Annotated in this window: 15 protein-coding genes; 10 read left to right on the forward strand and 5 right to left on the reverse strand. The window is 65.8% G+C overall.

Going from position 1 to position 14,395, the window contains the following annotated elements; genetic code table 11:
• Positions 1–5: 5 nt before the first annotated feature.
• A complete protein-coding gene (locus tag ASC94_RS30465) occupies positions 6–917 on the reverse strand; it encodes an OmpA family protein (protein ID WP_056405039.1) in 912 nt (303 codons plus the stop codon).
• A gap of 38 nt (positions 918–955) precedes the next feature.
• Positions 956–1,348: a DUF4398 domain-containing protein gene (locus tag ASC94_RS30470; protein ID WP_056405041.1), complete on the reverse strand. Its 393-nt coding sequence runs from the start codon at positions 1,346–1,348 to the stop codon at positions 956–958.
• Positions 1,349–1,484: 136 nt separating this feature from the next.
• Between ASC94_RS30470 and ASC94_RS30475 the strand changes: the two genes are divergently transcribed.
• The 3 genes from ASC94_RS30475 (at position 1,485) to ASC94_RS30485 (ending at position 4,162) form a co-directional block, all read left to right on the forward strand.
• Positions 1,485–3,527, forward strand: coding sequence for an AsmA family protein (locus ASC94_RS30475; RefSeq protein WP_056405042.1), 2,043 nt, complete (start codon positions 1,485–1,487; stop codon positions 3,525–3,527).
• A 99-nt stretch (positions 3,528–3,626) separates the two neighbouring features.
• Complete coding sequence (locus ASC94_RS30480) at positions 3,627–3,938, forward strand: BON domain-containing protein (RefSeq protein ID WP_056405044.1); 312 nt, start codon at positions 3,627–3,629, stop codon at positions 3,936–3,938.
• A gap of 11 nt (positions 3,939–3,949) precedes the next feature.
• Positions 3,950–4,162, forward strand: a complete 213-nt coding sequence (locus ASC94_RS30485; RefSeq protein WP_056405046.1) for a glycine zipper 2TM domain-containing protein — start codon at positions 3,950–3,952, stop codon at positions 4,160–4,162.
• Between the two features lie 81 nt (positions 4,163–4,243).
• On the opposite strand, the gene ASC94_RS30490 is transcribed toward ASC94_RS30485, so the two are convergent.
• A complete protein-coding gene (locus ASC94_RS30490) occupies positions 4,244–4,987 on the reverse strand; it encodes a Crp/Fnr family transcriptional regulator (protein ID WP_056405049.1) in 744 nt (247 codons plus the stop codon).
• Positions 4,988–5,134: 147 nt separating this feature from the next.
• Between ASC94_RS30490 and ASC94_RS30495 the strand changes: the two genes are divergently transcribed.
• The 4 genes from ASC94_RS30495 to ASC94_RS30505 all read left to right on the forward strand — a co-directional run bounded on the left by ASC94_RS30495 (position 5,135) and on the right by ASC94_RS30505 (position 7,391).
• Positions 5,135–5,854 carry a glycine zipper 2TM domain-containing protein gene (locus ASC94_RS30495; protein ID WP_056405051.1) on the forward strand — a complete coding sequence of 240 codons (720 nt, stop codon included), beginning with the start codon at positions 5,135–5,137 and terminating at the stop codon, positions 5,852–5,854.
• Between the two features lie 98 nt (positions 5,855–5,952).
• Entirely contained in the window at positions 5,953–6,099 is a 147-nt protein-coding gene (locus ASC94_RS32890) for a lmo0937 family membrane protein (protein WP_107870886.1), read from the forward strand.
• A gap of 14 nt (positions 6,100–6,113) precedes the next feature.
• Positions 6,114–6,803 (forward strand): OmpA family protein, encoded by a 690-nt coding sequence (locus tag ASC94_RS30500; RefSeq protein WP_056405054.1) that lies wholly within the window; start codon positions 6,114–6,116, stop codon positions 6,801–6,803.
• A 36-nt stretch (positions 6,804–6,839) separates the two neighbouring features.
• The gene (locus tag ASC94_RS30505) at positions 6,840–7,391 is read left to right on the forward strand and encodes a DUF3617 domain-containing protein (RefSeq protein WP_056405055.1); all 552 of its coding nucleotides are present in this window, start codon (positions 6,840–6,842) and stop codon (positions 7,389–7,391) included.
• On the opposite strand, the gene ASC94_RS30510 is transcribed toward ASC94_RS30505, so the two are convergent.
• The gene (locus ASC94_RS30510; protein WP_056405056.1) at positions 7,392–8,228 is read right to left on the reverse strand and encodes a branched-chain amino acid aminotransferase; all 837 of its coding nucleotides are present in this window, start codon (positions 8,226–8,228) and stop codon (positions 7,392–7,394) included. It abuts the gene before it with no gap.
• 52 nt (positions 8,229–8,280) lie between these two features.
• A complete protein-coding gene (locus ASC94_RS30515; RefSeq protein WP_056405057.1) occupies positions 8,281–9,363 on the reverse strand; it encodes a porin in 1,083 nt (360 codons plus the stop codon).
• Between the two features lie 148 nt (positions 9,364–9,511).
• On the opposite strand from ASC94_RS30515, the gene ASC94_RS30520 reads away from it, so the two are divergent.
• The 3 genes from ASC94_RS30520 (at position 9,512) to cls (ending at position 14,369) form a co-directional block, all read left to right on the forward strand.
• Complete coding sequence (locus tag ASC94_RS30520) at positions 9,512–10,822, forward strand: acetyl-CoA hydrolase/transferase family protein (RefSeq protein WP_056405060.1); 1,311 nt, start codon at positions 9,512–9,514, stop codon at positions 10,820–10,822.
• A 121-nt stretch (positions 10,823–10,943) separates the two neighbouring features.
• Positions 10,944–12,959 carry a site-specific recombinase gene (locus ASC94_RS30525; protein WP_056405062.1) on the forward strand — a complete coding sequence of 672 codons (2,016 nt, stop codon included), beginning with the start codon at positions 10,944–10,946 and terminating at the stop codon, positions 12,957–12,959.
• Between the two features lie 15 nt (positions 12,960–12,974).
• Positions 12,975–14,369, forward strand: coding sequence for a cardiolipin synthase (gene cls / locus ASC94_RS30530; RefSeq protein ID WP_056405064.1), 1,395 nt, complete (start codon positions 12,975–12,977; stop codon positions 14,367–14,369).
• Positions 14,370–14,395 lie beyond the last annotated feature (26 nt).

The raw sequence follows: 14,395 nt of genomic DNA on the forward strand, positions 1-14,395 counted from the left end.
CGGATTCATCGGCGCGAATTGACCGGGCGGCCCGCGTCGGACAGCACGATTTCTACGCGGCGGTTCAGCTGGCGGCTGCCGGCCGAGTCGTTGCCTGCCACGGGATAGGCTTCGCCGTAGCCGCGGGTGGCCACGCGGGTGCCTTCAATGCCCATGCCCATCAGCGCGCTGCGCACGGCTTCCGCACGGCGCTGCGACAGTTCCAGGTTGTGCGCCGAGGTGCCGGTGCTGTCGGTGAAGCCTTCCACCATGACGTTGCGGTCCGGGTTCTGTTTCAGCACGTCGGCCAGCTTGCGCAGCGTGTGCTGGCCGCCTTCGGTCAGCACGGCCTGGTCGGTGTTGAACAGCACGTCGCCAAAGGTGATGACGATGCCGCGCTCGGTCTGCTTGGCCTGCAGGTCGGCCAGCTGGGCCGCCAGGGCGTCAGCCTTGGCTTGCGCGTCGCGCGCGGCACTGGCCTGGGCTTCGGTGGCCATGCGGGCCGCGTCGGCCTGGCTGCGGGCCGCCTCTGCCTGCGCCTGGGCCTGCTCGGCGCTGCGCTTGGCGTTTTCCGCCTCGGCGGTGCGCGCATCCAGGCGGATCTGGTCACGCTGGCGCGCCGCATCGGCCACCTGCGCCTCGGCGCCCTTCTGCTTGGCCACTTCCTGCGCCACGCCGATGCGCTGCTTGGCGATGTAGGCCAGCTTGTCGACCTCGGACGCGTCGTCCTTGCGCGCTGCCGCCTCGTTGGCGCGGTCCAGCGCTGCCGTGGCCTGGCGGAATTCCACCGGCGCATACTGCGCCACGGCCGGGTTGTTCTGCGCGGCCATGTAGTCGCCGCGGGTCTGGTCCAGCAGGCTGGTGGTGGTAGGCGCCGAGCTGCAAGCGCCCAGTGCGATGGCCAGCGCCAGCGCGGCTGGTTTGAATATCATCTTCATGTTGTTCTCCTGGCTTGTTTGATGGCTGATCTGGGGACTTACTTCACCGTCGTGGTGTTGGCGCGGTCCAGCTCTTCGCGCAGCACGCGGATGTTTTCCTGCAGCGCGTCGGCGGCCGCCGTGGCCTTGGCCGAGTTGGCTTTGCTCTGCGCCAGGCGGGCATCGGCCTGGGCCTGCGTGGCCAGGTCGCGCGCGGACTGGTAATCCTTGGCGGCCAGTGCCTGGTTGGCGCGCAGCATTTTTTCGCGGGCCGACGTCATCTCGGCCGGGGCCAGTTCAGCCGCGCCGGCCGAGGTGGCGTTCTCGACCGCCGCGCGCGACACGGCCACATCGGCAGTGGCGGGCGCCTTCTGGCTGGCGCAGCCGGCCAGCATCAGCAGGGCCAGGCCGCATATGGCGGAGGTGGATTGCATACGCAGCGGAGTGCTCATTATTTTTCTCCTTGAATGTATGAGGGGTATGCACGTTATAAGCGTTCTGGAGAACCCATTCAGTACGGTGCCGCACATTGCACCCGCCATGCGTGGTGTAGGCTGTGCCCATGCTCCCAGTATGAAAGGCCCCGCCATGTCCATGCCCCGCAGAACAAAAATCGCCCTTGCCATCGGTGGCACGCTGATTGCCGTGCCGGCCGTGGCCCTGATCGTGCTGCTCAATTACGACTGGAACCGCGCCCGCCCGTGGCTCAGCGAGAAGACCAGCGAGGCCATCGGCCGCCCCTTCTCCATCAACGGCGACCTGGCGCTGACGTGGGAAAAGCAGATCGTGCCCGAACGCGAACGCAGCTGGCGCGACCGCCTGCCGTGGCCGCACCTGGTGGCGAAAGACGTCCACCTCGGCAACCCGGCCGGCATGCAGCCGGCCGAGATGGCCAGCGTGGGCGAGTTCTCCTTCTCGCTCAATCCCTTTGCGCTGCTGAACAAGGAGATTTCCATCCCGGTGCTGCGTTTCGCCTCGCCCACCGTGCTGCTGCAGCGCAGCGGGGACGGCAGGAACAACTGGACCTTCGAAAAGAAGGACAAGCCCTCGCCGTGGCACCTGGACCTGGAGCGCGTGGTCTTTACCAAGGGCACCGTGCACTACCGGGACGCGGTGGCCAAGGCCGAGGCGACCGCCGAGCTCGACACCATCAATGCCGACCCCGCCTACGGCGTGTCCTGGAAACTCAAGGGCCAGTGGCACGGCGCCCCCATCACCGGCAGCGGCAAGGCCGGCGCGGTGCTGTCGCTGCGGCAGCAGACCACGCCCTACCCGGTCGCGGCCGACGTCAACCTGGGCGGCACCCGCATTGCCGTGGAGGGCACGCTGACCAAGCCCACCGCGCTGGCCGCGCTGGACATGAAGCTGACCCTGTCCGGCCCCAGCATGGCGCGCCTGTACGGGCTGACCGGCATCGTGCTGCCGGAGACCCCGCCCTTCACCACCTCCGGCCACCTGACGGCCACGCTGGGCAAGGACAAGGGCCACTACATCTACGACAAGTTTACCGGCAAGGTCGGCTCCAGCGACATCGGCGGCCACCTGGAATACCAGCAGAAGCAGCCGCGCGGCTACCTGAGCGGCGACGTGCGCTCGCGCCTGCTGCAGTTCGCCGACCTGGGCCCGCTGGTGGGCGCCGACTCCAACGCCAGCAAGCAGGCGCGCGGCCTGCCCGCCGTGCAGCCCAGCGGCAAGGTGCTGCCGGTGGAAAAATTCCGTACCGAGCGCTGGACCAGCATCGACGCCGACGTGAAGTTCAAGGCCGAGCGCATCGTGCGCGAAAAGCAGCTGCCGATCGCCAACCTGGTCACCGACATCCACCTGAAGGATGGCGTGATCGCGCTGACGCCGCTCAACTTCGACTGGGCCGGCGGCACGCTGGCCTCGAACGTCAAGCTCGACGGCAGCGGCCGCAGCGAGAAGGACGCCATCCGCGCCGAGCTCAAGGCCAGCGCGCGCCACTTGAAGCTCAAGGAACTGTTCCCCACCCTGGACGGCCTGAAAGCCAGCGTGGGCGAGATCAACGGCGACACCTCGCTGAGCGCCACCGGCAATTCCGTGGCCACCCTGCTGGCGGCCTCCAACGGCGAAGTGAAGGCGCTGATCAACCAGGGCAGCATCAGCAAGCTGCTGCTGGAACAGATGGGCTTGAACCTGGGCAACGTGGTGCTGACCAAGCTGTCCGGCGACAAGCAGGTGAAAATCAACTGCATGGCGGCCGACTTCGCCGTCACCAACGGCCTGGCGCAAACGCGCGAATTCATAGTCGACACCGAGGACGCGGTGATCGGCGTCAACGGCACCGTAAACCTGGCCAGCGAGCAGCTCAACCTCACGCTCAAGCCCGACAGCAAGGGCTTGCGCATCATCACCCTGCGCTCGCCGCTGCACGTGACGGGCACCTTCAAGAATCCCGACGTGAGCGTGGACAAGGGTAGCTTGGCCATGAAAGCCGGCGGCGCGGTGGCGCTGGCGGTGGCGGCGGCGCCGGTGGCGGCACTGCTGCCGCTCATTAACACCGGCCCCGGCAAGGACAGCGAATGCGGCCGCCTGCTGGCGCAGGCACGCGCCAAGCCGGTGGCGCCGCCGCCGGGCAAGACGCTGCAGGGCAAGCAGGCGCGCAAACAATGACCCAGCGTGCGATGGCGAACAGAACATTTTGCCGGGCGCGCCTATTCTGAGCCTGTCGGAAGCGCCTGTTGCCAGGCGCAATCTCACAAGGAGCTAACGATGAAAACTCTGCAATCCATCCCCACCCTGCTGGCCGCGCTGATGCTGGCTGCTACGGTGGGCTGCGCATCGACGCCCACGTCGGAAAGCACCGGCGAGTACATCGATGACACGGCTCTGACCGCCAACGTCAAGGCCGCCATGGTGAACCAACCGGAGCTGAACGCGTCCGAAATCAATGTGGAAACCTACAAGGGCACGGTGCAGCTGAGCGGCTTCGTTTCCTCGCAGGCGGACATTGACAAGGCCGTGGCAGCGGCCCGCAGCATCAACGGCGTGAAGAGCGTTACCAACGATATGCGCCTCAAATAAAGGAGAACATCATGAACCACATCAAACACCTCGCGGCCATTGCCGCCATCCTGTCCCTGAGCGCTTGCGCGGGCATGTCCCAGCAAGACAAGAACACCGCGGTCGGCGCCGCAGTCGGCGGCGTGGCCGGCTCGGTCCTGTCCGGCGGCTCCGCGGTCGGCACCGTCGGCGGCGCAGCCGTGGGCGGCGTGATCGGCAACCAGGTCAGCAAGCCGCCGCGCTAAGCCGGCGCCAGCCAGCAAAAAGGACTTCCGCGGAAGTCCTTTTTTTATTGCCGCTGCCCAGACTGCGCGGCAGCGGGGCACTCACAGGAACACATTGGCCATGCCGATGCTGCCGGTATCCTTCACCATCTCGTAGCAGCGGCAGGACACCGCCTCCAGCCCGGCCGAATCGAGGATCTCGATATTGCCCCGGCTGTAAGTGATGAGCTTCTGGTTCTGCAGGGCGCTGGCCGCCTTGGTCACGCCCACGCGGCGCACCCCCAGCGCGTGCGCCAGGAACTCGTGCGTGAGGTGGAATTTTTCCGATTGCAGGCGGTCGCGCGTGATCAGCAGGGACCGCGCCAGGCGCGCCTCCAGCACATGGAAGCGGCTGCACACGGCAATCTGGATGGCTTGCGCCAGCAGGGTGTCCGTGTAGCGGTACAGCAGGCGCTGCAGCGACTCCATGCGCGCGAACTCGGCGCAGAAGTCGGCCGCGTGGATGCGGCTCGCGTGGCCGGCCCGCTGCACCACCGCGCGCACTTGCGCCAGTTCGTGGCCCAGCGCCACCGACGAGCCTATCATGCCCTCGCGTCCCACCGAGCCCACCTCCAGCGTCATGCGCCCTTCCGCCACGGCCAGCAGCGAAATCAGGCTGTCGCTGGGGAAGTAGATGTACTGGATGGCCTGGCCCGGCTCGTACAGCACGTCGCCGACGTCCGCGTGCACCTGTTCGCACAGCGATTCCAGGTGCAGCAGGTCGTCTTCGGGCAAGCTGGCCAGCAGGCGGTTGCCAAAGTCCGGCGGCGGCATGCTGCTGTGAGCATTGGCGATAGTGAGGTCCATGGGTGGCGGGAGTCAGCGACAGTTAACTTTTCTTCATCATGAAATCAAGGGTAACGGCATTGAATTCCCATGTATGTACGCTGACGCACTGAACGAAGCGCCCTGTGCGGTGAAAATCCCACGCATCAGTCTGCCAAGGAAAACATCATGAACACCAACTCGCTCCGCTCCAACCACCCGCTGCTGCTGATCGCCGCGCTTGCCGTCATCCTGTTCTGCAGCGTGGGCATCGCAGCGCTGATGGGCTGGCTGCCCAATTCCAGCAGCAACCCTGCGCCGCAGCAGCTGGCCGCCGCCGCGCAGGCGCAGCAGCCCGCCGCCGACGCCGCCGTGGGCTATCCCGGCTACCATCCCGGCCCCGGCCCCGGCTCCAGCCTGACGCCGGTGCCGCCGCCCGCCACGCAGGGCGACGCCTACGCCAGCGCCGAACCGGCGCGCGGACCGGTCTACGACCGCGACGGCCGCGACGACCGCGCCCCCGCGCGCGCCGAAGCCGCGCCGGAGCCGCGCCGCGTGGCGCAGGCCGCGCCCGCCGTCTGCAAAAGCTGCGGCGTGGTCGAGTCGGTACGCGAGGTGACCACCCGCGCCCAGGGCAGCGGCCTGGGCGCCGGCGCCGGCGCCGTGGTGGGCGGCTTGCTGGGCCACCAGATCGGTGGCGGCCATGGCCGCCAGCTGGCCACCGTGGCAGGCGCCGTAGGCGGCGCCGTGGTGGGCAACCAGGTGGAAGGCAATATGCGCGCCACGCGCAGCTACACCATCAAGGTGCGCATGGATGACGGCAGCTACCGCACCTTCCACCGCAGCGCGCCGAACTGGCAGCAGGGTGAACGCGTGCGCGTGGTGAAAGGCGATCTGCGCCACGGCTAAGAAATGTCCGTTAATGTACGGCACCGTACAGAACGGCATGCGGCATGCGCCGATACTGACAACTCCTAAATCAACATCAAGACGAGAGGACCACTATCATGCTATACACCATCGCTGTAGTACTCATCATCCTCTGGCTGCTGGGCCTGGTGACTTCTTATACCGTCGGCGGCTTCATCCACATTCTGCTGGTAGTGGCTATCATTATGATCTTGCTGCGCCTGATAAGCGGACGCGGCATTTAGCCTAAGGAACGTCTATGAACCAACTCAGCATCAACAGCAGTAAAAAAGCGCTGGCCGGCGCGATGGCGCTGGCCGTCGCCCTCGCCAGCACCGGCTGCGCCGACATGTCCGCCACCCAGCGCGGCACGGCCACCGGGGCCGGCGCGGGCGCCGCGCTGGGCGCGCTGATCGGCGGCACCACCGGCAGCCACAGCAGTGGCCGCACGACGGGCGGCGCGCTGATCGGCGCGGCGGCAGGCGCTGTCATCGGCAATATCTGGTCCACCCGCATGGAGAACCAGAAGCGCGCCATGGAGCAGGCCACGCAAGGCACCGGGGTCCAGGTCAGCAAGACCGACGACAACCGCCTGCGCCTGGAAATTCCAAGCGATATCTCGTTCGACACCGGACGGGCCGATATCAAATCGAATTTCCGCCCCATCCTGGACCGTTTTGCCACCACGCTGAACGAAAATCCTGCCGCCACGGTCAGCATCATCGGCCATACCGACAGCACCGGCAGCGACGCCATCAACCAGCCCTTGTCGATCGACCGCGCCTCCAACGCGCGCGACTACCTGGCTGCGCGCGGCGTGTCGCCGACCCGTATCGTGGTGGAAGGCAAGGGGTCGCGCGAACCGATCGCCTCCAACAACGACGATGCGGGCCGCGCCCGCAACCGCCGCGTGGAGATCTTCGTCGCCGAACCGCAAAGCCGGGGCTGATTGGGGTATGCTGGCGCCTACTTAACGGGAGCCGCCATGCCATCCTTCTGCCCTGTCCACCGCAACACCCTCACGGCCGCAGCCCTTGCGGCCGCTTTCATTTTCCCCGCGTCGGCGCAAAGCATCCGCCCCGGCCTGTGGGAAATCACCAATAAAGTCCAGAACGCCCAAGGCGCCAACGCCAGCGCCCTGGCCGAGGCGCAGAAACAGCTCGCCGGCCTGCCGCCCGAGCAGCGCAAGATGCTGGAAGCCATGATGGCCAGGCAAGGCATCGCCCTCACCGGCAGCGCCGACGGCGGCATGAAGATCAGCTACTGCGTGACGAAGGAAATGGCGGAGAAAAAAGAGCTGCCCGCCGGACAGCAAGGCGACTGCAAGACCAGCCAGACCCCGATACCGGGCGGCCTGAACATCAGCTTCACCTGCAGCAACCCGCCGTCCACCGGCAGCGGCCAGGTGCTGTTCCAGGGCGACAGCGCCTACACCATGCGCATGAATATGTCAGGCACGGTGCAGGGCAAGCAGGAAAGCATGACCATCGACAGCGCCGGGCGCCTGATCAGCCCGGTCTGCACGCCGAAAAACTGATCAGGCCGCGTCCATGAAGGCGAAGTACAGATCGCGCGCCTGGGTGGCCACCGGGCCCACCGGCAGCGTGCGGTCTTCATAGCGCACGCACGGCGTCACCTTGCCGTAGTTGCCGGTATTGAAGATCTCCAGCGCCGTCAGCAGTTCCTCCGGCTTCACCGAACGCTCTTCCACCGGCACGCCGGCCTCGGCCAGCAGCTTGATTACGCGCGCGCGGGTGATGCCCGACAGGAAAGTGCCGTTCGGCACCGGCGTCACCACCTTGCCCTGCGGGGTGACAAAGAACAGATTGGCCGTGGCGAACTCGGCCACGTTACCCTGGCTGTCCACCATCACCGCGTTGTCGTAGCCGCGCTCCTTGGCCAGGCGCAGCGCCTTGGTGGAGTTGGCGTACAGCGCGGACGCCTTGGCGTCGGCCACCGCCATGTCGGCATCCGGACGGCGCAGGCTGGACAGGCAGGCCGAGAAGCCGGTGAACGGCGGCATCGGCGCATCGAACAGGGTCAGCGCGAACGCCGACTTCTCGGCCACGGGTATCAGCAGGCCGTCGGTGCCGAACACCAGCGGGCGGATGTACAGCTCGGCGTCCGGCGGGAACTTGGCCACGCCCTCGCGCACCAGCTTTTCCATCTCATCCACGCTCAGCGGGCACACCAGGCCCACGCTGGTGGACGAGCGCACCACGCGCTCCAGGTGCGGGCGCAGGTCGGGCATATGGCCGCGCACCGAACGCGCGCCGTCGAAAACGGAAGAGCCGAGCCAGACGCTGTGGTCCATGGCGCCGAACAGCGGGCTGTTGCCTTCGCTCCAGCTGCCGTTGAAATAGGTGAGGTACATGTACAAATTCCGGGCGGTTGTTGATCACAGTCTTCGACTGTAGCACAGCCGCTCAGAATGCGTGGCGCAGGCCCAGGTTGATCCCGCTGTTGCCCTTGCCCTTGTCGGTGGCGTTGCCCACCGTGTAGCCGGCGCCGTTCTTGTTCTTGATCTTGGCGTAGGCCGCGTACAGGCTGGTGCGCTTGGACAGCGCATAGGTCATGCCGGCCGCGATCTGGTCCGCGTCCTGGTTGGCCAGGGTGCGGTCGTTCTTGTGGATGTAGGACACCATGAAAGTGGCCGCCCCGCGGGGAATGGCGATGCCGGCCAGGATGTCGTGGCTGTTATTGGTGGGCATGGGCGTCACCAGCGCGCCGTAGGGATTGTTCGCATCCCAGGGCGAACTGCCGATGCCCCGGTTCACCCCGTAGGCGGCGTACAGCGTGGCCGCCTTCATGTTGAAATTGGCCGCCACCAGCGTATTGCGCGAGGAGTAATCGACCGCCGGCACCACGCCGGTGGCGTCCGACAGATTGTTCTTGCGCTGGTGCGCCACGCGCAGCATGAACGGCCCGTGCTCATAGCCGATGGTGGCACCGTAGGCGCGGTTGTAGCGGGTGCTGTAAGGCGACTCGCCGAAGCTGTAGATGGCGCTGGCGCTCCAGCCGCGTACCTGCGGCGTGGAATATTTCACGGTATTGTCGTAGCGGCGCGTGGTGTAGCCGGCCAGGTTGGTTGCCGTGCCGGCCATGCCGCCGCGGAAAGGATCCGCCACGTCGATCAGGGTTTCGTACTGCAGATTGTACTGGCGCCCCAGGGTAATGGCGCCCCAGCGGCTTTCCAGGCCCACGAAGGCCTGGCGGCCGAACAGCCGGCCCTCCTCGGACTGGCCGGTGTCCGCGCCCACGCCCGCCTCCAGCGTATAGACCGCGCGCACATCGCCGCCCAGGTCTTCCTTGCCGGTGATGCCGAGCCGGGATGCGCCGGCCACGCCGCTGCTGACCTTGGTCTTGGCGCATCCCGTGACGCAGCCGCGCTCGGCCACCACGCCCGCATCGACCACGCCATAGACGTTGACGGCCGACGGGGACGATTGCTCCTGCGCCAGCACAGCCAGCGGAGAGAACAACACGGCGGTCCAAAGTGCGGTTTTCATGATGAGTACAGAGTACGCCTGGCGGGACCGGTGTTTCTGTGCGCGCGCTCACATTTGCGCCGATCAATTGTCGTCCGGTTGATATACATCATGGCGGCAGGGGTATAGTTTAGAAAAAACTACCCTTTTAATAGTCCGGAGACCAGCCATGAGCACCGCAGCATCCCAGTACGCCGCGCAATACGCCAGCAAGCGCATGTCCGCCAGCGACGCCATCCAGCACGTGCGCGACGGCGACTTCATCATCGTGCCGTCCGGCGCCGGTGAGCCGCCCGCCCTGCTGACCGAACTGTCCGAACAGCGGCGCCGCTTCCGCGACGTCAAGGTGTCGCAAATTCTTGCCCTGCGCAAATACGCCTACTTCGACTGCGACACCGTGCAGCACGTGCGCCACGTGGCCCTGTTCTTCGGCGGCGCCTCGCGCGCGGCCGGGCAGGCCGGCTGGGCCGACTTCATTCCTGCCTACTTCTCCGAACTGCCCAGCCTGATCGAACGCAGGCAGATCCCGTCCGACGTGGTGTTCTCCATGGCCTCGCCGATGAACGAGCAGGGCTGGTTCTCGCTCAGCCTGGGCGCCGACTACACCATGGCCGCCGTGCAGCAGGCGCGCGCGGTGGTGCTCGAAGTCAACCCCAACGTGCCCTTCGCGCACGGCCAGTGCCACGTCCACATCTCCCAGGTGGCGGCGCTGGTCGAAAGCAGCGAGCCCATCATTGAAGTGGGCCTGCCGAAGATCGGCCCGGTGCAGGAAGCCATCGGCAAATACGTGGCCGACATGATAGAAGACGGCTCCACCCTGCAGATCGGCTACGGCGGCATCCCCGACGCCGTGGTGATGCAGCTGACTTCCAAGCGCGACCTCGGCATCCACACCGAAATGATAGGCGACGGCATCCTCAACCTGGTGGAAGCGGGCGTGGTCACCAACCGCAGGAAGACCTGGCTGCCCAACAAGATGGTGGCCACCTTCGCGCTCGGCTCCAAGCGCCTGTACGACTACATGCACCACAACCCCATGCTGGAAATGCACCCCGTCAACACGACCAACGACCCCTATATCGCCGGCCAGAACGACAAGCTGATCGCCATCAACGCCAGCCTGCAGATCGACCTGCTGGGCCAGTGCGGCTCCGAAAGCATCGCCCACCTGCCCTACTCCGGCACCGGCGGCCAGGTCGACTTCGTGCGCGCGGCCAACCGCTCGCGCGGCGGCAAGGCCTTCATCGTACTGCCCTCGACGGCCAAGGACGGCACCATCTCGCGCATCGTCCCCACGCTCACGCCCGGCACCCACGTCACCACCGGCAAGAACGACATCAACTACGTGGTGACCGAATACGGCGTGGCCCAGCTGCGCGGCAAATCCGCGCGCCAGCGCGCCGACGAGCTCATCAGCATCGCCCACCCCGACTTCCGCGCCGAACTGCGCCAGGCCGCCGCCAAAATCAACCTCTGCTGAACAAAAAATGGGGTCAGGGTTAATTAATTTTCCTGGAAAATTAATTAACCCTGACCCCATTTTCGGTGCAACTTTGCGGTTCGGAAATGTGCGGTTGCAGCATTTCGGGTAGACTACGGGCATGCTTAATATTCTTGAAAGCATCTCCGATGCGACCACCAGCATCGATACGCTGGTTCAACTTTTCAATACGCTGCGCCCCAGGCGCCCTTCCGACGCCGCGCAGGCCATCGCCAATGTCCGCACCCTGACCCGCCTGCTCAAGGCCGATGCCGGGCACGCACAGGCGCTGCGCGATTATGTGCTGCGCCTGCTGACCGCGCGCCGCCATTCCAGCCTGTACACCGAGATCGGCGTGCTGTCGAACGACGGTTTCTTTACCGAACTCAAGCGCCGCATCGCCTACCGCCTGCTGCCGCCCGCGCTGGGCGACGAGTACCTGAGCGACGCGCTCGACCAGCTGGCCCACGAGGAAACGGACTATCTCTGGATCAGCGCCGTCCCCGCCGCCGACTGGCTGGACCTGTTCGACATCATCTTCACCGCCGTACCCGGCATGCGCAACGTGATGCTGGCCGGCCTGCTGGACGCGGTGCGCACCCTGTCCTACCGCGTGGCCGCCATCGGCCTGGAACCGAAGCTGACCAACTTCCACACCGAAATCGAAGTCTTCGATTCCCCGTTCACCGAGCAGAACCGCGAAGTGAACGCCTACCTGGACGGTTACCAGCGCCTGCTGGCCGGCCAGGCCGAACAGGTGGAGGACGCCGCCCACCTGCTGGTGATGCTGGACCAGTGCGACGCCGTGGTGGCCAAGATCCGCAAGAAGGCGCTGGCGCAAGGCACCAGCATCGCGCTGACCTACCTGCTGGTGACCCTGACCCAGAGCATCGACCGCCTGCGCAAGCTGCTGTTCCTGGTCGACACTTCCGGCGGCCTGCTGCACGCGCCGGCCAGCGAGCGCCGCGCGGCCGGGGTGGCCCTGATGCTGGAACTGATCGAAGCGCACAACAAGAAGTACACCGTGCGCGACCTGCTGGCCGACAACATCCACCTGCTGGCGCGCAACGTCACCGAGAACGCCAGCCGCACCGGCGAGCACTATGTGGCCGACAACCGCGGCCAGCTGGGCGGCATGTTCCTGTCCTCGGCCGGCGCCGGCCTCATCATCGGCTTCATGGCGCTGTTCAAGATCCTGATGTCCTACCTGCGCGCCGCGCCGCTGGTGGAAGCCTTCCTGTTCAGCATGAACTATTCGCTGGGCTTCATGTTCATCCACCTGCTGCACTTCACGGTGGCCACCAAGCAGCCGGCCATGACGGCCTCGCGCATCGCCACCGGGCTGCAAAGCCGCGACGGCAAATACCTCGACGTGGACAGCATGGCCGACCTGGTCAACAAGGTGTTCCGCACCCAGGTATGGGCGGTGCTGGGCAACCTGGCCACTGCCATCCCCACCGCCTGGCTAATCGCCTTCGGCTGGCAGCGCCTCACCGGCCGCCACCTGGTGTCGCCCGAGAAGGCCATGCACCTGCTGCACGATATCGACCCGGTCGGCAGCCCGGCCCTGCTGTACGCGGCCGTGGCCGGCGTGTGCCTGTTCCTGGCCGGCCTGATCTCGGGCTATTACGACAACAAGGCACTGTACACCCGCTTCGCCCAGCGCATCTCGCAGCGCCGCGGCCTGGGCCGCCTGATCGGCCAGAAGCGCCTGGACCGCCTGGCCGTGTACCTGGAGAACAACCTGGGCGGCCTGATGGGCAATTTCTACTTCGGCATCCTGCTGGGCAGCATGGGCACCCTGGGTTTCCTGCTGGGCCTGCCGCTTGATATCCGCCACGTTACTTTCTCCTCCGCCAACTTCGCGACAGCAATTGTGGCCTTGGATCACAATGTCAGCTGGCAACTGGTGTTGAAGTCCGTATCGGGTTTCCTGGCCATCGGCGCGGTCAACCTGCTGGTCAGTTTCTCGCTGGCGCTGTGGGTGGCGCTGCGCTCCCGGCAGGTGCGCTTCAAGCATGGCTTTGCCCTGCTGAAAGCCCTGGGCCGCCGCTTCATTGCGGCGCCGGTCGACTTCTTCCTTGGTGCCAGGGATACGGCCCCCATATTGCCGGATGAGACTTCCGTGAAGAGATAATTCATGACACTGCGCATGACACTCCCAAACGCGCGCTGCTGGCTGGCGACGCTCCTGACCTGCTGGTCCCTGGTGGCGTGCGCATCCCTGCCGACGGTGGAGGCGGACAATGCCAAGGCCAAGGCCGCCGTGTCGGCCCCGCCGCGCATCCAGACCGCGAACGGCAAGCTGTCCGCCAACACCAGCGAATCGCTGCTCAAGAAGCGCTGGGCCAAGGGCGCGCTGGACCTGGCGCAGCAGGCGGCGCTGGAAGAAGCCGCCACCGGCGTGCCCCTGATCGCGGGCAACAAGGTGCAGCTGCTGTTCGACGGCCCGGCCACCATGAAGGAGATGATGAAGGCGATAGACTCGGCCAAGAACAACATCAATTTCGAGACCTATATCTTCGACGAGGACGAACTGGGCAATCAGTTCGCCGACCTGCTGCTCAAGAAGCAGGCCGAGGGCATCACCGTCAACATCATCTACGACAGCGTGGGCACCATCGGCGTGCCGCAAGCCTTCTTCGACCGCATGCGCGCCGGCGGCATCAGGCTGGTGGCGTTCAATCCCGTCAATCCGGCCAAGGTGCGCGGCAACGGCTGGAAGGTCAACAACCGCGACCACCGCAAGATCCTGATCGTGGACGGCAAGGTGGCCTTCACCGGCGGCATCAACATCAGCGACACCTATTCGAAGAGCTCGCCGTTCCGCTCCAAGACCAAGCCCACCGACAAGAAGGACGTCGGCTGGCGCGACACCCACGTGAAGATCGAAGGCCCGGCCGTGGCGGCCTTCCAGTGGCTGTTCATCCAGGCCTGGGCCCAGCAGGACAGCGACGACCTGCGCGATGCCGACTACTTCCCCACCCCGGTGATCGCGGGCGACCGCATCGTGCGCGTACTGGGCAGCGCGCCGGGCGGCAAGTTTGAAATCTTCAAGGCCTATTTGCTGGCGATGCAGGAGGCGAAAAAATCCATCCACATCACCATGGCCTATTTCGTGCCGGACGAGCAGACCATGAGCGCGCTGACCGACGCCGCCAAACGCGGCGTGGATGTGCGGCTGGTGCTGCCCAGCGTGTCCGACAGCGGCCTGGTATGGCACGCCGGGCGCGCCAAGTACGACGAGCTGCTGCAGGCCGGCGTGAAGATCCACGAGCTCAAGCTGGCCGTGCTGCACGCCAAGACCGCCGTGATCGACGGCGTCTGGTCCACGGTTGGCTCGACTAACCTCGACACGCGCAGCTTCCTGCACAACAGCGAAGTGAGCGTGATCGTGATGGGCGAGTCCTTCGGCGCCGAAATGGAGCGCGCCTTCCAGGAAGACTTGCGCAACTCCACCGAAGTGAAACTGGAACAGTGGCGCCACCGCCCCTGGAGCCTGCGCATGAAGGAATGGTCGGCGCGGTTTATGGATTACTGGCTTTAATGAGCTGCTGCATCGGCTGCTGCATC

The organism is Massilia sp. Root418 (genome assembly GCF_001425265.1).
Lineage (GTDB): Bacteria > Pseudomonadota > Gammaproteobacteria > Burkholderiales > Burkholderiaceae_D > Rugamonas.